General features: G+C 57.6%; 18 protein-coding genes. 9 read left to right on the top strand and 9 right to left on the bottom strand.

The genetic code is table 11. The features are described 5' to 3' along the window. Nucleotides 1-103: 103 nt before the first annotated feature. On the bottom strand, nucleotides 104-1636 hold the full coding sequence (locus ACMWJS_RS06760) for a SpoVR family protein (protein WP_023293929.1): 1533 nt from the start codon (nucleotides 1634-1636) through the stop codon (nucleotides 104-106). A 321-nt stretch (nucleotides 1637-1957) separates the two neighbouring features. Between ACMWJS_RS06760 and ACMWJS_RS06755 the strand changes: the two genes are divergently transcribed. Together ACMWJS_RS06755 and dadX are read left to right on the top strand one after the other, a co-directional pair. Beyond that, nucleotides 1958-3256 (top strand): D-amino acid dehydrogenase, encoded by a 1299-nt coding sequence (locus ACMWJS_RS06755; RefSeq protein ID WP_045908248.1) that lies wholly within the window; start codon nucleotides 1958-1960, stop codon nucleotides 3254-3256. 9 nt (nucleotides 3257-3265) lie between these two features. Beyond that, complete coding sequence (gene dadX, locus ACMWJS_RS06750) at nucleotides 3266-4336, top strand: catabolic alanine racemase DadX (protein ID WP_008500515.1); 1071 nt, start codon at nucleotides 3266-3268, stop codon at nucleotides 4334-4336. A gap of 97 nt (nucleotides 4337-4433) precedes the next feature. Here dadX and ACMWJS_RS06745 read toward each other — a convergent pair whose 3' ends face one another. Both ACMWJS_RS06745 and ldcA read right to left on the bottom strand, forming a co-directional pair. Further along, nucleotides 4434-6167: a potassium/proton antiporter gene (locus ACMWJS_RS06745; protein WP_045908249.1), complete on the bottom strand. Its 1734-nt coding sequence runs from the start codon at nucleotides 6165-6167 to the stop codon at nucleotides 4434-4436. A 97-nt stretch (nucleotides 6168-6264) separates the two neighbouring features. Then, a complete protein-coding gene (gene ldcA, locus ACMWJS_RS06740; RefSeq protein ID WP_414746835.1) occupies nucleotides 6265-7179 on the bottom strand; it encodes a muramoyltetrapeptide carboxypeptidase in 915 nt (304 codons plus the stop codon). Between the two features lie 106 nt (nucleotides 7180-7285). On the opposite strand from ldcA, the gene emtA reads away from it, so the two are divergent. After that, nucleotides 7286-7897 carry a membrane-bound lytic murein transglycosylase EmtA gene (gene emtA / locus ACMWJS_RS06735; protein WP_024909815.1) on the top strand — a complete coding sequence of 204 codons (612 nt, stop codon included), beginning with the start codon at nucleotides 7286-7288 and terminating at the stop codon, nucleotides 7895-7897. A 38-nt stretch (nucleotides 7898-7935) separates the two neighbouring features. Here emtA and ycgR read toward each other — a convergent pair whose 3' ends face one another. Further along, nucleotides 7936-8667, bottom strand: a complete 732-nt coding sequence (gene ycgR, locus ACMWJS_RS06730) for a flagellar brake protein YcgR (protein WP_048029456.1) — start codon at nucleotides 8665-8667, stop codon at nucleotides 7936-7938. Nucleotides 8668-8875: 208 nt separating this feature from the next. On the opposite strand from ycgR, the gene ACMWJS_RS06725 reads away from it, so the two are divergent. Beyond that, nucleotides 8876-9130 (top strand): GlsB/YeaQ/YmgE family stress response membrane protein, encoded by a 255-nt coding sequence (locus ACMWJS_RS06725; protein WP_008502662.1) that lies wholly within the window; start codon nucleotides 8876-8878, stop codon nucleotides 9128-9130. 112 nt (nucleotides 9131-9242) lie between these two features. Further along, nucleotides 9243-11345 (top strand): TonB-dependent siderophore receptor, encoded by a 2103-nt coding sequence (locus ACMWJS_RS06720; RefSeq protein WP_414746834.1) that lies wholly within the window; start codon nucleotides 9243-9245, stop codon nucleotides 11343-11345. A gap of 64 nt (nucleotides 11346-11409) precedes the next feature. Here ACMWJS_RS06720 and ACMWJS_RS06715 read toward each other — a convergent pair whose 3' ends face one another. Continuing rightward, complete coding sequence (locus tag ACMWJS_RS06715) at nucleotides 11410-13095, bottom strand: alpha,alpha-trehalase (protein WP_414746833.1); 1686 nt, start codon at nucleotides 13093-13095, stop codon at nucleotides 11410-11412. A 425-nt stretch (nucleotides 13096-13520) separates the two neighbouring features. Here ACMWJS_RS06715 and ACMWJS_RS06710 point away from each other — a divergent pair, with 425 nt between their 5' ends. Further along, nucleotides 13521-14858, top strand: coding sequence for a carbohydrate porin (locus ACMWJS_RS06710; protein ID WP_048029459.1), 1338 nt, complete (start codon nucleotides 13521-13523; stop codon nucleotides 14856-14858). Between the two features lie 13 nt (nucleotides 14859-14871). On the opposite strand, the gene ACMWJS_RS06705 is transcribed toward ACMWJS_RS06710, so the two are convergent. Further along, a complete protein-coding gene (locus ACMWJS_RS06705; protein ID WP_048029460.1) occupies nucleotides 14872-15828 on the bottom strand; it encodes an AraC family transcriptional regulator in 957 nt (318 codons plus the stop codon). A gap of 115 nt (nucleotides 15829-15943) precedes the next feature. Here ACMWJS_RS06705 and ACMWJS_RS06700 point away from each other — a divergent pair, with 115 nt between their 5' ends. Beyond that, nucleotides 15944-17131 carry an MFS transporter gene (locus ACMWJS_RS06700; protein WP_032675011.1) on the top strand — a complete coding sequence of 396 codons (1188 nt, stop codon included), beginning with the start codon at nucleotides 15944-15946 and terminating at the stop codon, nucleotides 17129-17131. A gap of 40 nt (nucleotides 17132-17171) precedes the next feature. Here the strand turns inward: ACMWJS_RS06700 and gap are convergent, their stop codons facing one another. After that, nucleotides 17172-18182, bottom strand: a complete 1011-nt coding sequence (gene gap, locus ACMWJS_RS06695; protein WP_414746832.1) for a type I glyceraldehyde-3-phosphate dehydrogenase — start codon at nucleotides 18180-18182, stop codon at nucleotides 17172-17174. A 78-nt stretch (nucleotides 18183-18260) separates the two neighbouring features. After that, on the bottom strand, nucleotides 18261-19241 hold the full coding sequence (locus ACMWJS_RS06690) for a GlxA family transcriptional regulator (protein WP_167211231.1): 981 nt from the start codon (nucleotides 19239-19241) through the stop codon (nucleotides 18261-18263). A 149-nt stretch (nucleotides 19242-19390) separates the two neighbouring features. Here ACMWJS_RS06690 and ACMWJS_RS06685 point away from each other — a divergent pair, with 149 nt between their 5' ends. Both ACMWJS_RS06685 and ACMWJS_RS06680 read left to right on the top strand, forming a co-directional pair. Next, the gene (locus tag ACMWJS_RS06685) at nucleotides 19391-20362 is read left to right on the top strand and encodes a fatty acid desaturase (protein ID WP_414746831.1); all 972 of its coding nucleotides are present in this window, start codon (nucleotides 19391-19393) and stop codon (nucleotides 20360-20362) included. Then, nucleotides 20355-21113 (top strand): phosphate/phosphite/phosphonate ABC transporter substrate-binding protein, encoded by a 759-nt coding sequence (locus ACMWJS_RS06680; RefSeq protein WP_414746830.1) that lies wholly within the window; start codon nucleotides 20355-20357, stop codon nucleotides 21111-21113. The genes ACMWJS_RS06685 and ACMWJS_RS06680 overlap by 8 nt, the downstream gene beginning before the upstream one ends. Here ACMWJS_RS06680 and ACMWJS_RS06675 read toward each other — a convergent pair. After that, nucleotides 21092-21988, bottom strand: coding sequence for a LysR family transcriptional regulator (locus ACMWJS_RS06675; protein WP_414746829.1), 897 nt, complete (start codon nucleotides 21986-21988; stop codon nucleotides 21092-21094). The two genes, ACMWJS_RS06680 and ACMWJS_RS06675, sit on opposite strands and share 22 nt — an antisense overlap. Nucleotides 21989-21996 lie beyond the last annotated feature (8 nt).

The following is a 21996-nucleotide window of genomic DNA, read 5'->3' as shown; positions in this document are numbered from 1 at the left end:
TCGTATGAGAGGTTTTTTTTCGTCGGGTGGCGGCTACGCCTTACCCGACCTACGGGTCTTGTAGGCCCGGTAAGCGTAGCGCCACCGGGCAAAAAAGGCTGCACTACAGCGTATTCAACCGCGCCGGGCAGCGTTCCAGCAGCTCAACGCTCCCGTCTTCATTCTGCTGCTCCAGTTGCACATCAAAGCCCCACAGGCGATGCACATGCTTCAGCACCTCTTTACGCCCTTTATCCAGCGGCGCGCGATTGTGCGGTATATAGCGCAGCGTCAGGGAGCGGTCACCGCGTAAATCCACGTTCCAGACCTGAATATTCGGTTCAAGGTTACTCAGGTTGTACTGGGAAGAGAGGCGAGAGCGGATCTCACGGTAACCCTCCTCGTTGTGGATTGCGGAGATCTCCAGATAGTTGTTGCGGTCATCGTCCAGCACGGTGAAGAAGCGGAAGTCACGCATGATCTTCGGCGACATAAACTGGCTGATGAAGCTCTCATCCTTAAAGTCGCGCATCGCAAAGTGCAGCGTTTCCAGCCAGTCAGATCCGGCGATATCCGGGAACCAGTACTTGTCTTCTTCCGTCGGCGACTGGCAGATACGCTTGATGTCCTGGAACATGGCAAAGCCAAGCGCATACGGGTTAATGCCGCTGTACCACGGGCTGTTGTAAGGCGGCTGGAACACCACGTTGGTATGGCTGTGGAGAAACTCCATCATGAACCGCTCGGTAACTTTCCCCTCGTCATACAGGTGGTTGAGGATGGTGTAGTGCCAGAATGTCGCCCAGCCTTCGTTCATCACCTGCGTCTGCTTTTGCGGATAGAAATACTGGCTCACCTTGCGCACGATACGCAGGATCTCACGCTGCCACGGCTCCAGCAGCGGGGCGTTCTTCTCCATAAAATAGAGCAGGTTTTCCTGCGGCTCGGACGGATAGCGACGCGCTTCGGCGATCGTTTTTTCCTCCTCACGCTTCGGCAGGGTGCGCCACAGCATGTTCACCTGGCTCTGGAGATACTCTTCGCGGCTTTTCTGCCGCGCTTTCTCCTCCTGGAGGGAGATTTTCTGCGGACGTTTGTAGCGATCAACGCCGTAGTTCATCAGCGCGTGGCAGGAGTCGAGCAGTTTTTCCACTTCGTCCACGCCGTAGCGCTCTTCGCAGTCGGTAATGTATTTACGGGCGAAGATCAGGTAATCGACGATGGAGCTGGCATCCGTCCAGCTGCGGAACAGATAGTTATTCTTGAAAAAAGAGTTATGCCCGTAGCAGGCGTGCGCCATCACCAGCGCCTGCATGGTAATGGTGTTCTCTTCCATTAAATAGGCGATACACGGATTGGAGTTGATGACGATTTCATACGCCAGACCCTGCTGGCCGTGCTTATACAGCCGCTCCGTTTCAATAAATTTCTTACCAAACGACCAGTGCGGATAGTTGATCGGCATCCCGACGCTGGAGTAGGCGTCCATCATCTGTTCGGACGTAATGACTTCAATCTGATGGGGGTAGGTATCCAGGCGATACAGTTTTGCGACCCGGTCGATCTCGGCGAGGTAAACATCCAGCAGCTCGAAGGTCCAGTCGGGTCCATCGCTCAGACGTGTGTTGTCCTTGTTCAGGGAATCAATAGTAGCCATTAGCGCGCCCTCGTTGTGGGTGCTCTCTCTGTCTGGAGAGCCTCCTTTCAAGCATAGATCAACGCGTTAAAAAGCGTGCTGAGGCAGAAATTTTTTCTTTGCGATTTCGCGTTTTTGATACGGCAAAAAACGAGCGTCCCTCAGCATATTATGCTGGTTAAAAATAACGCGCAGCAGGAGATCCCAAATTAGCACTATCCCCTGATGCTGGGGGATGTGTGAGGTAAGTCACCATAAAAAAGTCGTATGTTGAATAATATTTTCAACTAGGTTATCAATCTGTAATTAGAAGATTGTTCTTTTGCACATAATGGAGTGGCTATGCGTGTTGTCATACTGGGAAGTGGTGTCGTTGGGGTAACCAGCGCCTGGTATTTAAGTCAGGCGGGACATGACGTCACCGTTATCGATCGTGAGTCAGGCCCTGCGCTGGAAACCAGCGCGGCGAACGCCGGGCAAATCTCTCCCGGCTATGCGGCACCGTGGGCAGCGCCGGGTGTTCCGCTGAAAGCGATTAAATGGATGTTCCAGCGCCACGCGCCGCTGGCCATCAGCCTTGACGGCACGCAGTTCCAGCTGAAGTGGATGTGGCAGATGCTGCGCAACTGCGACACCCGCCACTACATGGAGAATAAAGGGCGCATGGTGCGCCTGGCGGAATACAGCCGCGACTGCCTGAAAGCGCTGCGCGCGTCGACGGGGATTGAGTACGAAGGCCGTCAGGGCGGAACGCTGCAGCTGTTCCGCACGGCGCAGCAGTACGAAAATGCCACCCGCGATATCGCCGTGCTGGAAGATGCCGGCGTACCGTACCAGCTCCTGGAAGCCAGCCAGCTTGGTCAGGTTGAACCGGCGCTGGCGGAAGTAGCGCATAAGCTGACGGGCGGCCTGCGCCTGCCGAATGACGAAACCGGCGACTGCCAGCTCTTTACGCAGCGTCTGGCGCAGATGTGCGAGCAGGCGGGGGTGAAGTTCCGCTTTAACACCGCTGTCGACAAGCTGCTGTCGGAAGGGGAAAAAATTTACGGCGTGAAGTGTGGCGAAGAGGTCATCAAAGCGGATGCTTACGTCATGGCGTTTGGCTCGTACTCCACCGCCATGCTGAAGGGCATTCTCGATATTCCGGTCTACCCGCTAAAAGGCTACTCGCTGACCATTCCGGTAAAAGAGGAGAGCGGCGCACCGGTTTCTACCATTCTGGATGAAACCTACAAAATCGCCATTACCCGCTTCGATAACCGCATCCGCGTAGGCGGCATGGCGGAGATCGTCGGCTTCAATACCGAGCTGCTGAAACCGCGTCGTGAAACGCTGGAGATGGTGGTGGGGGATCTCTTCCCGCGCGGTGGCTTTGTCGAGCAGGCGACGTTCTGGACCGGCCTGCGTCCGATGACGCCGGACGGTACGCCGATTGTGGGGCGCACGCCGTTCAAAAACCTGTGGACCAATACCGGACACGGCACGCTTGGCTGGACGATGGCCTGTGGCTCCGGCCAGCTGCTGAGCGACCTGATTTCCGGACGCACGCCAGCCATTCCGTTTGACGATTTAAGCGCCGCGCGCTATCAATCGGGGTTTACGCCGTCGCGTCCACAGCACCTGCACGGCGCGCATAACTAAGGAGTTGTCATGTCCCGTCCTGTTCTGGCTCAGCTGAACCTGCAGGCCCTGAAGGATAACCTGCAGATTGTTCGCCGGGCGGCACCTGGCGCACGCGTGTGGTCGGTCGTGAAAGCGAATGCCTACGGCCACGGCATTGACCGTATCTGGAGCGCGCTGAGCGCCACCGATGGCTTTGCGTTACTTAATCTGGAAGAGGCCATTCTGCTGCGCGAGCGCGGCTGGAAAGGGCCCATACTGCTGCTTGAGGGCTTTTTCCACGCCGACGATCTGCCGCTGCTGGATAAGTACCGGCTGACCACCAGCGTTCACAGCAACTGGCAGATCAAAGCGATTCAGGATGCGAAGCTCCATGCTCCGCTGGATATCTATCTCAAGGTGAACAGCGGCATGAACCGCCTGGGCTTCCAGCCTGAGCGGGTGCATACGGTCTGGCAGCAGCTGCGTGCGCTGAAGAACGTGGGTGAAATGACGCTGATGGCGCATTTTGCCGACGCGGAAAAACCGGACGGCATTGCCGATGCCATGGTCCGCATTGAGCAGGCGGCAGAAGGGCTGGACTGTCCGCGCTCGCTGTCCAACTCGGCGGCCACGCTCTGGCATCCCGAGGCGCACTACAACTGGGTGCGTCCGGGGATCGTTCTGTACGGCGCGTCGCCCTCGGGCCAGTGGCAGGACATCGCCAACAGCGGCCTGAAGCCGGTAATGACCCTGCGCAGCGAAATCATTGGTGTGCAAACCCTGAAGGCTGGCGACACGGTGGGCTACGGCAGCCGCTATCGGGCAAAGGGCGAGCAGCGGATTGGTATCGTGGCGGGCGGCTATGCCGACGGCTACCCGCGCATTGCGCCGACCGGCACGCCTGTGTGGGTCGATGGTGTCCGCACGGGGACGGTAGGTACCGTATCAATGGATATGCTGGCCGTTGACCTGACGCCCTGCCCGCAGGCGGGTATCGGTTCGCCGGTTGAGCTGTGGGGTAACGAAATCAAAATTGATGACGTTGCGGCCGCAGCAGGGACGGTAGGGTATGAACTGATGTGTGCTCTGGCACCAAGGGTGCCGGTTGTGACAGTGTAACAAATGTTTGCGTCGGGTGGCGGCTTCGCCTTACCCGACCTACAAAATCCTCGAGTATAGGCCGGGTAAGCGTTAGCGCCACCCGGCAAAAAAACCGCTACTCCGCTTCCTCTTCCATCGGCCTCAAACCGACTTTCCTCACAGCGTTATCTTCTTTCTCTGCTACCGTCCAGATCATCCCGGCAAACTCTACCTGATCGCCCACGACCGGGGCAGCGCCAAGCCGCTGCTGGATGATTTCGCCCAGCGTTTGCTGGCTATCTCCGTCTTCAGCACCTTCATCCAGACCGTAAATCAGCGCCACATCGGCAAACCTGGCGCTGGCTTCCAGAATAAAATCGCCGAAGAAACGCTGGTCCAGCGCCACCGGAGGCGACTGGCTGAACAGCTTGCCCAGCGCGGGCAGGTCGCGCTCGCGGCCAATTACGCAGAGAATGTCCCCTTCGCGCAGGCGGGTGCTGCCGGTAGGGTGCAGCAGAACATTGTCGCGGAACAGGGCGGCAATGCGCGTTTCGGCCGGCATGTGCAAATCGCGCAGCGAAGCCCCCACGCACCATTTGTCGGCGCTTAGCTGATAAACGAACTGTTCCCACGGGTTTTCCGGATGGATGTCGAGCCCCACCCGGGAAACCGGCCAGCCCACGGGAGGCACCACCACTTTGGCTTTTTTCGCCGCCCACCCGAGGGACGTTCCCTGGAACAGCAGCGAAATCAGCACCACGAAGAACGCCACGTTAAAGAACAGCCGGGCGTTATCCAGACCCGCCATCATCGGGAAGACGGCAAGGATAATCGGCACCGCGCCGCGCAGGCCCACCCAACTGATGAATATCCGCTCGCGCAGGTTGAAGCCGCGAAACGGCAGCAGGCCTGCAAATACCGACAGCGGACGGGCGAAGAAGATCATCCACGCGGACAGCAGCAGCGCCGGAACCGCGATGGGCAGCAGGTCTGAGGGGGTGACCAGAAGCCCCAGCACCAGGAACATGCCGATCTGCGCCAGCCAGGCCAGACCGTCGAAGTTCTGCAAAATGGCATGCCGGTTGCGAATAGGGCGGTTGCCCATCAGGAACCCGCAGAGGTAGACGGCGAGAATGCCGCTGCCGTCCAGCGCAGTGGTAACGGCAAAAATGAGGATGCCGCCGCTCAGCGCCAGCAACGGGTAAAGCCCCAACGGCAGCGATATGCGGTTGATTGTCTGCTGAAGCAGATAGCCTCCCGCCAGGCCGATGACAATCCCCAGGCCAAACTGCTGCAGGATATGCCACGCAAACGTCCAGCTCAGCCCGCTTTCGTGCTGCTGAATCATCTCGATAAGCGTAATGGTGAGAAACACCGCCATCGGGTCGTTACTGCCGGATTCAATCTCAAGCGTGGAGCCAACACGTTCGTTGAGCCCTTTTCCACCAAGCAGAGAAAACACCGCTGCCGCATCGGTTGAGCCGACAATCGCGCCAATCAGCAAACCTTCCATGATATTGAGATGGAAGAGCCACGCGGCCATCATTCCGGTGAGGCCGGAGGTTATCAACACGCCAACCGTCGCGAGCGACAGCGCGGGCCCTAAGGCCACGCGGAAGGAACTCGCCTGGGTGCGCATGCCGCCGTCCAGAAGGATCACCGCCAGCGCCAGGTTACTCACCATGTAGGCGAAAGGATAGTTATCGAATGGGATACCGCCAATGCCATCAATGCCGGCCAGCATGCCGATGGCGAGGAAAATAACAAGAATAGGTATGCCGAGACGCGATGAAAATGAACTTAATAAAATACTGCTGGTTACAAGGACCGAACCCAGAATGAAAAGGCTGATTATCGCTGCGGCATCCAATGTTCTCTTACTCCCACCTCAATGTTAACGCTGTTACTAAAACCCTAACATATTAACGACGGCAACAGCGTTTTATTAAGGGGGTATAACGGCTTTTTTATGCCTTTATGACAGGATGGCCGCTGATGGTCAGCCGGGAGCCGGACTCATTATGGATCAGGGAGGCGTGCGCCCCCAGCGCCAGGGTGACGGTGCGCTGCTCATGGCCGAAATCCAGACCGGCGATCACCGGAACATCCAGCCGCGAGCGAATGAACTCAATCATGGTTTCCAGGGAGTAACCCGCGTCATAGTCATTCGGGGCAGAGCCGCTGAAGCTGCCCAGCACGATCGCGGACTGGCGCTCAAGAATACCGGCATGATAGAGCTGCAACAGCATGCGCTCGACGCGGAACGGATGTTCGTTGATATCTTCCAGCACCAGAATGCCGTCCTCGATGTGCGGCATCCACGGCGTGCCGATAAGCGAAACCAGCATCGCCAGGTTGCCGCCCCAGAGCTGGCCTTCACATTCCCAGTGCGGTCCATTCCCCTGCCACTCCACGCTGTAGGTGGGATTGCGCAGCGCGCGCCAGAAGTGTTCCACGGTGAACGCATTCAGCTCCGGGGCGCCGAAATTACCGGCCAGCATCGGGCCGCTGAAGGTGATAACGTTATGCAGCGCCAGCAGCCCAAGCTGGATGACGCTGAAATCGCTGTGGCCGCATATCAGCAGCGGATCCTGCTGCTGGCGCTGCGCCAGGCCCTGCCAGTCAATGCTCTCCAGCAGCCTGCTCGCGCCATATCCGCCGCGCACCGCCAGCACTATGCTATTTTCACCCTTCAGGTTGACCAGGCTGTTGATATCATTCAGCCGCTGCGCTTCGGTACCGGCAAAACGCTGCTGGCGGCGGGGGATAATCGTCTGATTTTCTACCCGGTGGCCCGACTCCAGCAAACGCTGAACGCCCCGCTGCGCGGCGTCCTGGTTAATGCAGTAGCCCGACGGCGCGATGAGATGAAACTGAGACATGGCAATTCCTTGCTGAATGAGAAACTAATTGTCTATATCATGCCGCTTATACGCCGCCTGCTTCAAGAGCGGCGCACCGCGATGACCGGCTATAAGGATAGATGACGTGAAATTGAGATGGTTTGCTTTTTTGATTGTTTTGCTCGCTGGCTGTAGTTCAAAACATGATTATCAAAACCCGCCCTGGAACCCGGAAGTGCCGGTGAAGCGCGCGATGCAGTGGATGCCGATCAGTGAACAAGCCGGGAAAGCCTGGGGCGTCAGTCCGCGTCTCATCACGGCGATCATTGCGGTGGAGTCCGGCGGTAATCCCACGCTTGTCAGCAAATCCAACGCGGTGGGGCTGATGCAGCTTAAAGCGTCAACGGCGGGGAAAGAAGTTTACCGCTATATGGGCTGGAGCGGTCAGCCGTCGACCAGCGAGTTGAAGAATCCGGAACGCAACATTTCAATGGGCACGGCCTATCTGAGCATCATGGAGCACGGCGTGCTGAAGGGCATTAAGGATCCGGAGGTGATGCAGTACGCGCTGGTGGTCTCTTACGTTAACGGTGCCGGCGCGTTGCTGAGAACCTTCTCCTCTGACCGCAAAGAGGCGATAGAAGAGATTAACGGCATGGACAAAGACGAATTCTTTGAGCATGTGGCGAAAAATCACCCGGCACCACAGGCGCCTCGTTATATCTGGAAAGTACAGAAAGCGATGGATGCCATGTAATGCCGCAGACGGGCGGCGGTCACGCTGCCCGATGTTCCTTACAAAACCTTATTTGCGCGTTCCCGCGCCTCGCGCTCCAGGGAGTAGATAATGCGCTGCAGCTCGCGCTCTGCGCCGGGCCCGACATTCAGGAAACGGAAGCTCAGACGCGGCGTGGTGATGGTTTCATTTTTGCTGTCCACGACGGTGCGGTCGCTGATGGCAATCAGCTGCGCATCGAAATAAAAGCGCCCCCAGCCCCCCATATCCAGTTCAATTTGCGTGAAACGCATGCCCTCTACCAGTCCGTCAGGCTTCGGCGTATCCATCAGCGCGCCCATACCGCCCAGCGACAGATCGAAGAGACGGAAGCGGATCTCTTTTTTGTCCGGCATTTTGGCCTTGCAGAAGTAAGCGGGATGAAGCGGGGCGTTGATGCGGAAATATTCGCGACGCTGGACAAACCAGAGATTGCCAGGAAGGGGGGTCACAAAGGCCGGAAGCCCCTGATATTCGCTCAGTTCCAGTCGCGACAGGACAAACTCCACTTTGGCACCCTGCGTTTCGGCCATCACGGCGATATTCTCCGCCTTCAGCGCCGCGCGGTTTTCATACTCCTGGCTGCCTAAATCAATCACCAGCCGCTCCTGCGAGGCGTCAAGGATCTTGCTGATGAACTGATTATTCGACCAGCTGATGCGCAGCGGCACTTCACCTTTTTGCAGGTCGCGTAATACCCCTAATACAGCCAGCGGATTTTGCTTGAGGAACTGCTCACTGTAATGACTCACGCCGGATGGCTCCTTGATAGATGACAGACTGTCTTAGCGTTATCGGCAATCTGCGATGAAACTTAATACAAACCGGTGAGTTTTTTTTGCCTGTTTAGACAAAGATAAGTCGGTGAGAAGAAAATGATTTTCCGGCGATGACCTATACTTACGTTAGCTGTGCAGAAGGTTTTCTGCGCATGCGTTAAACCTGCAAGAGGGCATCGCTATGGGTATCATCGCCTGGATTATCTTTGGTCTTATTGCTGGCGCTATCGCGAAATTGATCATGCCGGGAAACGATGGCGGCGGCTTTATTTTGACCTGTGTACTCGGGGTCGTTGGTGCGGTTGTGGGCGGCTGGCTGGCGACGATGTTTGGCTTCGGAGGCAACATAAGTGGTTTTGACCTGCACAGTTTTCTGGTTGCTGTCGTGGGCGCCATTGTGGTGCTGGGCATATTCAGGTTACTGCGACGAGCATAACATGACGTAAACGGCTCTCTGCGGAGGGCCGTTTTTTTGCCTGCGCATTGATTTGTTAATCTAAATGATAATAATTGTCGTTCCGTATCGCATCTAACAACAAGACGACATTATGACTCCTTCACGTTTTACGCTATGCGCCCTGGCAGGCGCCGTCTCGCTCGCACTGCACGTTCCGGCATTCGCCGAAGAATCCACTATCGTCGTCACCGGCGCAGAGCAGGGCAGTGCGCTGCCGGCCTGGACGAACAGCGCCACGAAATCGGCCGTTGCTGAAAGTAAAACGCCGCAGGTCATCACGACCCTCTCTGCGCCGGAAATTGACAAGCGCCATGCGAATTCCGTGAATGAAATCCTGCGCTATGCGCCAGGGGTCTCAACCGAGGTGCGGGGGAATACCTCCTACATGAGCGAATATAAAATTCGTGGCTTTACCGTCGACCAGGAGTTCTACAACGGGCTGCAGCTGCCCTATAACGTCACCGGCAATACCAAAGCCCGCATCGATCCGCTGTTGATTGACAGCGTTGATATCCTGAAAGGCCCCTCATCGGTTCTCTACGGCGGCGGCTCGCCGGGCGGGCTGGTGAATATCCAGAGTAAAAAGCCGCAGCGAGAAGCGCGAACCGAACTCGGATTTAACACCGGCAACCGCAACCTGAAAGAGGGCTATCTCGACTCAACCGGGCAGATCGCCGATAGCGACTGGAACTACCGTCTGCTGGGGAAAGCGACGGAAAATGACGATCAGCCGCACACCACCCGGTATGAAAACTACCTGGTTGCCCCGTCCGTCACCTGGCAACCCGACAGCAAAACCCGCCTGACTCTGGATGCGCTGGCGCAGAACTCCCCAAGCCTGACGCCGTCGAACCCGCTGCCGCTCGCCTACCTGCGCTCGAAATACGCGGGCAAGCGCGACTACGCCGGTGATGAGTGGAACGGATTTAAGCAGCGCCAGTGGATGCTGGGCTACAGCTTTGAACATGCGTTCGACAGCGGCTGGGGCTTTAACCAGAAGGCGCGCTATTTCGACGTCGATACGCATCAGCGCAGCGTCTATGCGACGGGCACGGGAAGCGAGGTCTATCAGCTCAACCGCTTTGCCTACACCACCGATGAAGATCTGCAGAGCTTCAACATCGATAACCAGGTGACGAAAACCGTGGCGCTGGGCGACTGGCAACACCATCTGCTGGCCGGGTTTGACTATCAGAAGCTGAATTCCCATTTCCACTACCGTTACGCGTCGGCCACGCCGGGCATGGATATGCGCAACCCTGACTATTCGCAGATCGGCGAAAGCGCGCTGGGCCTGTATACCGCCCAGAAAAACCGTCTGAGCTATCAGCAGAACGGCTACTACCTGCAGGATCAGGTGGAGTGGGGGGGCTTAAATCTGCTGGGCAGCCTGCGCTACGACGATTATCGCTCCGTGACCACCAATTATCTGCAAAACGGTGATAAGGACTGGGTCTCTCAGGATCGCGTCACCAAACGCCTGGGCGCGCTTTACGCTTTTGATAATGGTCTGTCACCGTTTATCAGCTATTCCGAAGGCTTTGCACCGGTGTCGCCGAAGGGAACGCTCGCGGCGAAAGACGTCAAACCGACCACCAGCAAGCAGGTGGAGGGCGGCGTGAAATATCTGCTGGCCGACTACGCCACCACCTTTACCGCCTCGGTGTTCAACATCCGTCAGAAAAATGTCGTCACCTCCGATCCGGGCTTCCTGAACTATCGTCAGACCGGGGAAGTGGAGTCTAAAGGGGCAGAACTCTCCGCCATCAGCCGCCCGACGGACAACCTGACGCTGATTGCTAACTATGCCTACACCCACGCGATCAATACGGAAGATGATAAGTACAAAGGGAAACGTCCAACGCAGGTGCCGGAGAATGCCTTCAATCTCTGGGGGGATTACACCTTTGAGAACACGCCGCTGAAAGGGCTGATGCTGGGGGCGGGGGCGCGCTATACCGGCCCGATGGAAATCTCACCCGCTAACGATGCGGGTAAGCTGGGCGGTACCACCCAGTACGATCTGGCGGCATCCTATCGGATGGGCGAAATCCTGCCTTCGCTGGCAGGGCTGACGCTCAAGGCCAGTGCGCAGAACATCACCAACAAAGAGACGCTGACCTGCTACGACGCGACCAACTGCTGGATTGGGCGCGACAGAACGTATCAGTTAGGGGCGAGTTACAGTTTCTAAGCAAAGCCCTGTGAGTTTAAAAAGTAGGCCGGGTAAGGCGTAGCCGCCACCCGGCAATACTCACTTACTGCGCCGTCGCCTTCACCGGCGCCACCTCATCATTCGCGGCAGGCCGATTCTCCGGCACGCTGTCGCACGGTTTCTCTTTCGGGCAGACCCGATCCAGCATCTTCAGCGTCACCCCGTTGCTCCAGCCGAAGCCGTCCTGCAGCGGATACTCGCCGCCGCCGCCGCCCGTACCGGTTGTCGACACGTCGTATTTCTCGACCAGTTTCTTTTCCCGGTCATAAGTATGCTGAACGTTTTTCAGGAAGCGCCAGGTCACATCCATTGAGACCTTTTCTTGCCCGTAATTCTGCAACCCTTCCGCCGCCACCCATTGCAGCGGGGCCCAGCCGTTTGGCGCATCCCATTGCTGACCGCTGTTGACGGTGGTGGTCGCTATTCCGCCCGGCTGCAGCAGACGTGAGGAGGTTGCCGCGGCGACTTTATCGGCACGATCCTGCGCCGCCGCCTTCACGTAAAGCGGGAACAGGGCCGCAGCCGTGAGCTGATTGCGTACCTTCTTACTCTTCAGATCGTAATCGGCGTACCAGCCCTCTTTGTCATTCCACAGGTGGCTCTCGATGGCTTTCTGGCGCGCGGTGGCCAGCGCCTCATACTTGTTTGCGCTGGCGGCATCGCCGCTTTCCTGGCTTGCCCGGGCCAGCAGTTTTTCCATCTTGAACATCAGGGCATTCAGGTCCACGGGCACAATGCTGGTGGTCCGGATGGTGCCGAGTTTTTGCGGATCGTCCATCCAGCGGGAGCTAAAGTCCCATCCCGAGGCCGCGGCGGAACGCAAATCACGGTAGATCTCGGTTGCCGGTCGGTTAGGGTTACTTTTCGCGGTATTCACATCGTCAAGCCAGGACTCCGGGCGCGGGGTGTCGCGATCGTCCCAGTAGCGGTTGAGGATCGCGCCGTCATCCAGTTTCACCACGCGTTTGCTGGCCTGGCCCGGCTGCAGGGCATCGACGCCGTCCATCCAGTAGGCATACTCTTTCTCCATCTGCGGACGATATTTCTTCAGCGTGTCGCTGTCATGGGTCGCCAGCAGTTCAACCATCAGTGAGAAAAACGGCGGCTGGGAGCGGCTCAGGTAATAGCTGCGGTTGCCGTTGGGAATGTGGCCGAAGGTGTCGATCTCATACGCAAAGTTATCCACCATGTCGCTGATTTTGTCCCAATGATCGCTCTCAGCCAGGCCCAGCATGGTGAAATAGCTGTCCCAGTAGTAGACCTCGCGGAAACGACCGCCGGGCACAACGTAAGGCTTCGGTAACGGCAGAAGGGAATCCCATTTGTTGCTGGCTTTATTGGTGGTGCGCGTCAGTACGGGCCAGAGATCGTCAATGTGCTCACGTAACGATTGCCCCGCCGGTGGAACATACTTTTCTCCCTCTTCTGGGAGGGTGAAATTCATCTCGACAAAATGGCGCAGGTCAAAGCTGGACTGCGCATGCTGCATCCTGTAATCCGCCAGAATCATCAGCGGGTCACTTTTGGGGACTGCATCCGCAAAGGTTTTTTGATCGGGAAACAGTTTAGCGCTTTGCACATCATTGAAGAGGGGCCCCAGTAAAATATCGGGCGGGGTTGTCTGAGTCGCAGGCTGTTCGTTGGCATAGCCAAACGTTGCGACACCGAGCAGCGCGCCTCCCAGCGCGAGATGTAAACAAGCGGGGCGCAATGTACGAGGTTTTATCATCTTTTCGTCTCCTGTCTTTACCGGGCAGCGTGACCGCTGTTGTCAATCACCTGAAAACCTTAGACGAATATTGCCCGCTTCGCGTGTTGAATATCCCATTTTGCGCAGAACCAGACAAATTACCGCGTTCTCAGGCAGGCTGCAGGACGTTTGATAATTTGTTGTGGGAATGAAACCGGTCTAATTATTATCTTAAATAATTATATTTGTATTTTATATAATTAACGTCGGGCAAGTCGATGAAATAATAATGTGAGGCGGGTTGTGTTTCTCTCGTTAATAATAAATGAATTATTCTGCCCGGTTCACACAAGTTAAAATTCGTAATTCAGTTATCAAAAAACATAATAGCGTTCCTGACTGTATTTGTACGAAATGGCGAAACTCAATCATTGGGTATTTCCTTTTTAATCAGGACGGAATCTATGAAATTAAAGAAAATGGTCATATTGACAGGTGCGCTCTATTCCGGGGCGCTTTTAGCCGCCCAGTCCTCAGCAAGCGTGGAGGAAAAGCTGGCGCAGCTGGAAGCGCAAATCGAAGTGCTTAAGCAGCAACAGGCGACGGTACAGCAGGCAGCGACGGTCACCGTGCAGTCAGAGGAGCCGGTCAACAACGAGGCGCCACCCAAACTGACGCTGTCGGGTTTTGGCGATATTAAATTTTATGGTGACGTTGAGCTTAATATGGATGCCGCCAGTAAAACGGGTAGCCTGACGTCTGTTAAGCAAAGCGCTAATAACGACTGGGCACCCGGGGATAAAGAACGCTGGGATATTAATGGCCGTATTCTGCTGGGTTTTGATGGTTATCGTAAAATGAATAACGGAAATTATGCCGGATTCTCCGTTCAGCCGCTCGGCGATCTTGCTGGGCAAATGTATCTGGATGACGCCGTATTTTTCTTCGGTTCTGAAAAAGACTGGGAAATTAAGGTTGGTCGCTTCGAAGCGTATGATATGTTTCCGCTCAATCAGGATACCTTTGTGGAATACTCGGGCAATACGGCAGATGACCTTTACAGCGACGGCTACGGCTATATCTATATGCTGAAAGAGGGGCGTGGCCGAACCGACAGCGGCGGTAACTTCCTGGTGAGCAAAACGCTGGACAACTGGTATTTCGAACTGAATACCCTGTTTAAGGACGGCAGCGATCTGTACGTCGATCAGCGTTATCACGGCGCGGAGCTTGAGAACGATAAAAACGTCGCCTACGTGCGCCCGGTTGTCTCATGGCAGAGCGGACCGTTTTCAACCGCGTTCGCTATGGAGACCAACCTGGTAAACAACGCTTACGGCTATCGTGACGATGCCGGGCGCTGGGTCGATCAGTCAGACCGGACCGGCTACGGGTTTACTATGACCTGGGACGGACTTAAAACCGATCCGGAAAACGGGGTGGTCATGAACTTCAACACGGCTTACTTGGACGCCACGGGCGAAACCGATTTTACCTCAGGCATCAATGCCCTTTGGCGTAATTTTGAGCTGGGCTATATCTATGCTCATAACGAAATCGACGAGTTTAATACTTCAACCTTTGACGCCGAGTGTGAAAACGACTGCTGGATAAGCGACCCGGGCGAGTACGACATTCATACCATCCATACGTCGTACCTCATTCCGAACGTCATGAAGATGAAAAACTTCAATATCTATCTGGGCGCGTATGCGTCCTGGGTCAACGCCTCTCCAAAAGAGGGTGACAATAAAAACGACGATCGCTACGGCGGACGCGTACGCTTTAAATACTATTTCTGATGCCGTACGCCAGTCAGGCTTCTTCCGGAGTCTGGCTGGCTTCCCGCAGCGTGCCCGGCGCATGGCCAATGATGCGCTTAAATGCCCGGCTAAAAGCCGCCAGCGATCCGTAACCCAGCCGCAGCGCGACGGTTTCGATCGGCTGGTTTTCATGACGAATATACTGAATGGCCAGCCGCATTCTCAGCTCGCTGAGATATTTTGCCGGGGTCGTTCCCGTCGCCGCGAGAAACCGTTCCGCGAAAACGGATCGGGAAGTCCCGGCTTCTTTTGCCAGATCGGCGACGCTCCAGTTCAGGCCTGGCTGCTGGTGCATAGCGTAAATGGCCCGGCTCAGGCGCGGGTCGCGTAGCACCTGCACCCAGCCGGTGGCTTTGCCACAGCCGCCTTCAACCCAGCCCCGCACAATTAACGCCGCCACCACATCGGCCAGCCGCGCAAGGATCCCGGCATACCCGGCCTGACGCGCCGCGGATTCCCGCTCCATTGCCGCCAGCAGCGGATGGATTTCCGGCCAGGTGGACATCAGCCGGCTGACCATCATCACTTCCGGCATCGCCTTGATCAGCGGCTGCATGCCGCCCAGCTCAAAATCCATGCATCCGCTAAAGATAAGGGTGTTCTCGCTCTCCGGGCAGGGCTCGCAGGTGATAGCACAGACCGAGCTGCAGATAGGCTCGCTCGGAAAGGCGTTGACAGGGGTAAGGGTGGCCTGTTCGTCAGAGAGCAGGGCATGAGAATTTCCGCCGGGAATAAAGAGGGCGTCGCCACCGCTCAGTTCGAACGTTGCACCGCTCTCCATGCGCAACAGGGCGCTACCGTGGCTCACAAAATGAAACTGCGCCCTGCCGGGAGCCTGATGAAACGCGACGCCAAATGGCGCACTGGCTTCAATCCGCCGGTATTTCACGCCTGACAGGCGCATGCCGCGTAAAAGTTCGCTGATCAAATCGGGTGACTGTACGGTCATGGCGCAAATCCGGACGAATAATCAATAAGTGGAGATTATATGTCATAGATCGTCCAGGGTGAACCTTCTATTCTTTTGCGACACTAGTCACATTTTTATAACGGGAGATCAACAGATGAGTTCATGTGTCGCGGCGAGCGAGGCGGTAGCGCCTGCAAAACCCGCCTGGCGGGCCGTCTATTCACTGGGGCTGGGGGTATTTGGTTTGATTACGGCCGAATTTCTGCCCGCCAGCTTGTTAACCCCCATGGCCGCGAGCCTGGGCGTTACCGAGGGGATGGCTGGACAAGCCGTCACCGCCACCGCGCTGGTGGCGCTGGTCACCGGACTGCTGATCACCCCGGCAACCAAGAGTATCGACCGCCGCTGGGTTCTGATGTTTTTCTCGGTGCTGCAAATTATCTCCAGCCTGCTGGTGGCCTTTGCGCCCAATCTGCACGTCCTGCTAATGGGGCGCCTGCTTCTGGGGATAGCGATCGGGGGATTCTGGGCGATGTCGACGGCCACGACGATGCGTCTGGTTCCGGCAGATAAAGTGCCGAAAGCGCTGGCGGTGATCTTCTCCAGCGTATCGATTGCCACGGTAGTCGCGGCGCCGCTGGGCAGCTATCTGGGCAGCCTGATCGGCTGGCGCAACGTCTTTGTGCTCTGCATTCTGCCGAGCATGCTGGCGCTGCTGTGGCAGCTCTGGGTGCTGCCGTCCATGAAGCCGGAGAGCAGCGGTAGCCTGAGTACGCTGTTCCGCGTGCTGCGCCGTCCGGGGATGATCGGCGGCATGCTGGCAACCATCCTGATCTTCAGCGGCCATTTCGCTTTCTTTACCTACCTGCGTCCGTTCCTGGAGACGGTAGGACAGGCGAGCGTGGAGACCATTTCACTGATCCTGCTGGGCTTTGGTATCGCCAACTTTGTGGGCACCTCCGTGGCCGGGCATCTGCTGGCACGTAATCTGCGCCTGACGCTGGCGCTGGTGCCGTTTGCGATGGGCGTTCTAGCGCTCATGATGGTCGCCTTTGGTCATCTGGCCATGCTGGACGGGCTGCTGGTCGCACTGTGGGGCTTTGCATTTGGCCTGGTTCCGGTGGGCTGGTCCACCTGGCTTGCGACCACTGTTCCGGATGAAGCCGAAAGTGCAGGGGGGCTGCTGGTGGCCTCAATCCAGCTGGCGATAAGCGCCGGTGCGGCCGGAGGTGGGGCAGTGTTTGATCTTAACGGCGCCAGCGGCGTGTTCGCGGGCAGCGGTTTCCTGCTGGTAACGGCGATGGTGATTGTGTTTATGGGTGTGAAAGTGAAAGCGGAGTGATTTTTTGCCGGGTGAGCGTTCGTGCCACCCGGCCTCAGGTTTACAGCCCTTTCTTATCCATCAATACCGCCAGATCCACCAGGCGGTTAGAGAAGCCCCATTCGTTGTCATACCACGCCAGGATCTTCACCATGTTCCCGCCAATGACCAGCGTGGAAAGCCCGTCGATAATTGACGATCGCGGGTCGCCCTGGTAATCGCTGGAAACCAGCGGTTCATCGCTATAACCCAGGATATCTTTCAGGGGGCCGCTGGCGGCCGCGTTGCGGAACGCGTCATTCACCTCTTCGGCGGTCACGTTGCGGCTCAGCGTCACGGTTAAATCGACAATCGATACCACCGGCACCGGCACGCGCAGGGAGTACCCGGTCAGCTTGCCGTCCAGGGAGGGGATCACTTTCCCCAGCGCTTTCGCCGCGCCGCTGGAGTAGGGCACAATCGACAGCGCCGCCGCGCGGGCGCCGCGCAGATCTTTTTCCGGCTGATCGTGCAGCGCCTGGCTGTTGGTGTAGGCGTGCGTCGTGTTCATCAGGCCATGCTCAATTCCGAACTGCTGGTGCAGCACCTGAGCGGCCGGTGCCAGACCGTTCGTGGTGCAACTCCCGTTGCTTACCACCGCGTGCCGGTCGGGATCGTACTGGTCATGGTTGACGCCCATCACAATTGTCAGGTCGTCGTTTTTCGCGGGAGCGGAAATGATGACGCGCTTAGCGCCGCCGTGGGTGATATGCACCGCCGCTTTCTCCCGTTCAGTGAAGAAGCCGGTGGCTTCAATCACCATGTCTACCCCGGCATCACGCCACGGGATATTCGCCGGATCGCGTTCGCTAAATACGGCGATCCGCTGGCCGTCTACCTGCAGCGCGCCGTCAGCCGCTTCAACGGGCGCGGGCAGCTTGCCCAGAAGGGAATCATGTTTCAGCAGATGGGCGAGGGTTTTACTGTCTGTCAGATCGTTGATGGCCACAATCTGAAGCGCCGGGTTGCCCAGCGCCGCGCGCAGGACATTACGTCCGATACGGCCGAAACCGTTAATACCGATCTTAACCATGGTGCACTCCTTATCTCTGTTGTCTGGAGTCACTGTAGGCGTCGGGTCGCTTGGCGTAAACGACAAAAAAGGATCAGATTACGCCATCTTGCGGCAGTGAAAGCGCTGGCGGTATTCGCCGGGCGTGAGGTGAAGCTGTTTCTCAAAGATGCGGCGCAAGTTAATGCTGGTACCAAAGCCGCTTTGCTCAGCAACGCGCTCAAGGGGATCGCGGGTCTGTTCAAGCAGCTGGCGGGCGGCGGCCAGACGCGCCTCGGTCACGTAGCGGGCAGGCGAGACCCCGGCCTCGCGGGTAAACACGCGGGTGAAGTTACGCGGGCTCATCGCCGCTTTCTCGGCCAGGTTCTCCACGCACAGATCGGCGGTGAGGTTCTGTAGGATCCAGCTTTGCACCTCGCCTATCGGTCCTGCTGTGCCGGGCTGCTGCAGGCTGTAGCGGCTGAACTGCAGCTGTCCGCCGGGACGTCGCAGATACATCACCATATCCTGCGCCACGTCGCGGGCGAGGGTAAATCCGTAGTCGTCCTCCACCAGCGCCAGGGTCAGGTCGAACCCGGAACTCACGCCGCCAGAGGTCCAGATGGGGCCGTCCTGAATGTAGAGTGGGCCGCCTTCGACGGTGATAGCCGGATATAGGGTTTGCATGGTCTCCAGCAGCCGCCAGTGGGTGGTGGCGCGACGACCGTCCAGCAAGCCGGTCTGGGCCAGCAGCATCGCGCCGCCGCAGATAGAGGCGATCCGCCGGGCGTGCGGCGCAGCGAGGTGCAGCCAGTCGACTACGGCGGTGCTCTCCTGCTCGTTCATACCGCGTCCGGTGATGATAATGGTGTCCAGCGGTTCGCGCGGATCCAGCTCCGGAAGCCGATAGTCCGCCAGCAGGTTCAGACCGGACTGGCCGTGGATCACCTGGTGAGGCTGCGTGGTGGCGATGATAATCCGGTAGCGGGGCTGCGCAAGCCCTTCCGGATGCAGCCGGTTGGCCTGCATCAGAATGTCGGCGATACCGGCGGCTTCAAACAGCATGCCGCCGTCGGGAACGATAATCAGGATCTTCTTCATGACCTGAAAAGTACCTTTAATACAGAATAAGTCAAGCGACGCGTGCGCTCTGTGTTTCTGGCAAAGCAAAGCGATTTAAGTTCTTTGTTATTTCAGGCGTAATCCCCGATCTTCAGGGCTCTGTCTCTGGCGAAACGGCGTCTGAAGGAATGGGTAAACGAAGCTCCCTCTATTTACATCCACAACAACGCAATCAAATCCACCGCCTCGCGTCGGGTGTCTTGTGGCGAAGCGAACTGCCCACCTGGCTGGTAATGTTCACGATTTATGCGGGCTGGTTTGCCACGCTGGCGTTCTGGCAAACGCTCGGCCTGCTGCCCGCCACGCTGCTGCTCATCGGGTTTACCGCCTGGTATATGTCCCTGCAGCATGAGCTTATCCACGGGCATCCCACCCGTTTTGCCTGGCTTAACCAGCTGTTCGGCACGCTCCCGCTGGCGGTCTGGTACCCGTACGGCCTGTACCGGGATTCCCATCTGGCCCACCATCGGTACGATAGCCTGACCCATCCGGTGGATGACCCGGAGTCGTACTATTTTACCGAGGCGAGCTGGACGCGCTTTTCCCCCTGGCAGAAGCGCCTGATTCGGGCCCGAAATACCTTTGCCGGGCGGCTTCTGCTGGCGCCGCTGCTGGATATCGTCCAGACGCTGGGCAGCGCCGTGGCGGCGTTTCGTCATTTTCACCTGCGGGCGATGACAATGTGGCTGGTTCACATCACGCTGCTGGCGGCACTCTTCGCCTGGATGACGCACGTTGGTTTTTCACCCGTCTGGTTTGTGCTGGCGGTCAGTTATCCGGCGCTGGCGCTGACCAAGGTACGATCGTTTTTCGAACATCGTGCGGCGGACGATCCGCTGGCGCGCTCCGTCATTAACGAGGCCGGGCTGTTCTGGCGGATACTGTTTTTAAATCTCAACTATCATTCAGTACATCATGATCTACCGGGCGTGCCGTGGTACGGACTGAAGGCGATCTACCAGCAAAACCGGGAGGCGTACCGGGAGCGAAACCGCGGTTTTCTGGTCAGGGGCTACGGTGAATGGCTACGCCGGTTCTGGCTCAGTCCCGTCGACGTCACCGTTCACCCCGGAAAGCAACAGGGAGAAGGGTATGAGTAACCTGCTGGCGTTTCCCATGTATGCGGTGGATCGCGCCGACACGCGCGCGCTCTGGCTGGCGGTAAAGGGGCTGCTGGTCGCACGCGGTGTGCCAGTCGATGATCTCCCCGACGGGCCGGAGTCCGATCTGCTCACGCACTGGCAACAGCCCAGGCTTATCCTCAGCCAGACCTGCGGTTACCCGCTGGTCACGCAGCTTCCGGACGTGCAGGTTGTCGGCTGTTTTCACTACGCGGCCCCGGGCTGCGAAGGGATCCAGTACCGCAGCTTTCTGGTGGTGCGCGAGGAGGATCGGCATCTCACGCTGGCGGATTTTCGCGGCCGAAGGGCGGTCTGTAACTCTGCGGACTCGCAGTCCGGCTACAATGCGCTGCGAAAAAAAATAGCGCCTCTGACGGCTGACGGTCCGTTTTTCGCGCAAACGTCCTTTAGCGGCAGCCATCGCCAGTCGCTGAAGGATGTCAAACGCGGAGCAGGGGATATCGCGGCCATCGACAGTGTCACCTGGGCACTGCTGCAGCGTCACGAACCGGAAGGTCTGACGGGGCTGGCGGTCATTGACCGTACCCCGCTGACGCCAGGGCTGCCGCTCATTACCTCGCCCCACACTTCGCCTGACACCCTGAACGCCCTTCGCGATGCGCTCCACGCGCTGGTGAGTTTGCCGGAACACCGGGCCGTTTGCGACGCGGTACTGATTGAGGGGTTTAGCGTCGTGACGCGTCAGGCCTACGCCTCATTGCTGGCGTGATAAATCTCCTGCGCGTCGGTAAAGCAGCGTAGCGCCAGCGAGGAGACCGGTTTTTGCCTGCGCATAATCAGGCCGACAGGGGCCTCAATGTTCGCATCGGCGATGGGGACAATCCTGAAATGGCTGTTCAGATCTTCCAGTCCGTTGTTCAGCGGCATCACGGCGCAGCATACGCCGCTTTGCACCGCCTGAATGATCTGGAACGTGGAGTCGCTCTCGAAAACGGACCTCGGTTCAATGCCAGCAGACTGAAAGCTGGACTCCATATGCGCCCGGTAATGCATCCCTTTGGTCAGGAACCCCAGCGGAAAATCCGTCAGGTCACGCCAGGTCAATTTCTCCTGGCCGAGCTGGAAATGGCGGACGTCGTGCAGCAGGCCCATCTTCGTTTTGGGAAGCTGGATAATATCGAACTGGCTGGTGTCGATGCTGTTGAGATAGCAAATCCCCAGCTCAAGCTGATTGCGGCTGACGCCGTCGGCAATCTGCGCGGAGGACATGGAATAGAGGCTATAGGTCAGCTCCGGGTATTTTTGCGTCAGCAGGCGAATAAAGATCATCGGATCCACACTCGCCAGCGGCACCATCCCCAGACGGAGTTCCCCCACCACCTGGCCTTTGCACAGCGCGGCTTCCGCCTGTAGCCCGTCATGCGCGGCCAGCAGCGCGCGGGCCCATGCGAGGATGCGTTCACCCTCCGGCGTAAACCCTTCAAAGCGCTGCCCGCGCACAATCAGCACCAGCCCCAGCTCCTCTTCCAGGCTGCGGATGCGCATGGAGAGGGTCGGCTGGGTGATGTTGCACTGCGAGGCCGCCTTGCCAAAATGGCGGGTCTCGTCGAGCGCGATTAAATATTTTAACTGTTTAATATCCATCGTTTTCT

The organism is Enterobacter sp. HK-058-C-ECC, from assembly GCF_047531125.1.
Classification (GTDB): domain Bacteria; phylum Pseudomonadota; class Gammaproteobacteria; order Enterobacterales; family Enterobacteriaceae; genus Enterobacter; species Enterobacter quasiroggenkampii.
Note: the sequence above shows the minus strand (reverse complement) of the source record. Positions and strands in the feature narration are given on the sequence as shown.

Bases quoted from the DNA above. Each gene is read 5' to 3' on its own strand.
- ACMWJS_RS06760 (WP_023293929.1), bottom strand. From the start codon at position 1,636: ATGGCTACTATTGATTCCCTGAACAAGGACAACACACGTCTGAGCGAT.
- ACMWJS_RS06755 (WP_045908248.1), top strand. From the start codon at position 1,958: ATGCGTGTTGTCATACTGGGAAGTGGTGTCGTTGGGGTAACCAGCGCC.
- dadX (WP_008500515.1), top strand. From the start codon at position 3,266: ATGTCCCGTCCTGTTCTGGCTCAGCTGAACCTGCAGGCCCTGAAGGAT.
- ldcA (WP_414746835.1), bottom strand. From the start codon at position 7,179: ATGTCTCAGTTTCATCTCATCGCGCCGTCGGGCTACTGCATTAACCAG.
- ACMWJS_RS06725 (WP_008502662.1), top strand. From the start codon at position 8,876: ATGGGTATCATCGCCTGGATTATCTTTGGTCTTATTGCTGGCGCTATC.
- ACMWJS_RS06720 (WP_414746834.1), top strand. From the start codon at position 9,243: ATGACTCCTTCACGTTTTACGCTATGCGCCCTGGCAGGCGCCGTCTCG.
- ACMWJS_RS06715 (WP_414746833.1), bottom strand. From the start codon at position 13,095: ATGATAAAACCTCGTACATTGCGCCCCGCTTGTTTACATCTCGCGCTG.
- ACMWJS_RS06710 (WP_048029459.1), top strand. From the start codon at position 13,521: ATGAAATTAAAGAAAATGGTCATATTGACAGGTGCGCTCTATTCCGGG.
- ACMWJS_RS06705 (WP_048029460.1), bottom strand. From the start codon at position 15,828: ATGACCGTACAGTCACCCGATTTGATCAGCGAACTTTTACGCGGCATG.
- ACMWJS_RS06700 (WP_032675011.1), top strand. From the start codon at position 15,944: ATGAGTTCATGTGTCGCGGCGAGCGAGGCGGTAGCGCCTGCAAAACCC.
- gap (WP_414746832.1), bottom strand. From the start codon at position 18,182: ATGGTTAAGATCGGTATTAACGGTTTCGGCCGTATCGGACGTAATGTC.
- ACMWJS_RS06690 (WP_167211231.1), bottom strand. From the start codon at position 19,241: ATGAAGAAGATCCTGATTATCGTTCCCGACGGCGGCATGCTGTTTGAA.
- ACMWJS_RS06685 (WP_414746831.1), top strand. From the start codon at position 19,391: ATGGGTAAACGAAGCTCCCTCTATTTACATCCACAACAACGCAATCAA.
- ACMWJS_RS06680 (WP_414746830.1), top strand. From the start codon at position 20,355: ATGAGTAACCTGCTGGCGTTTCCCATGTATGCGGTGGATCGCGCCGAC.
- ACMWJS_RS06675 (WP_414746829.1), bottom strand. From the start codon at position 21,988: ATGGATATTAAACAGTTAAAATATTTAATCGCGCTCGACGAGACCCGC.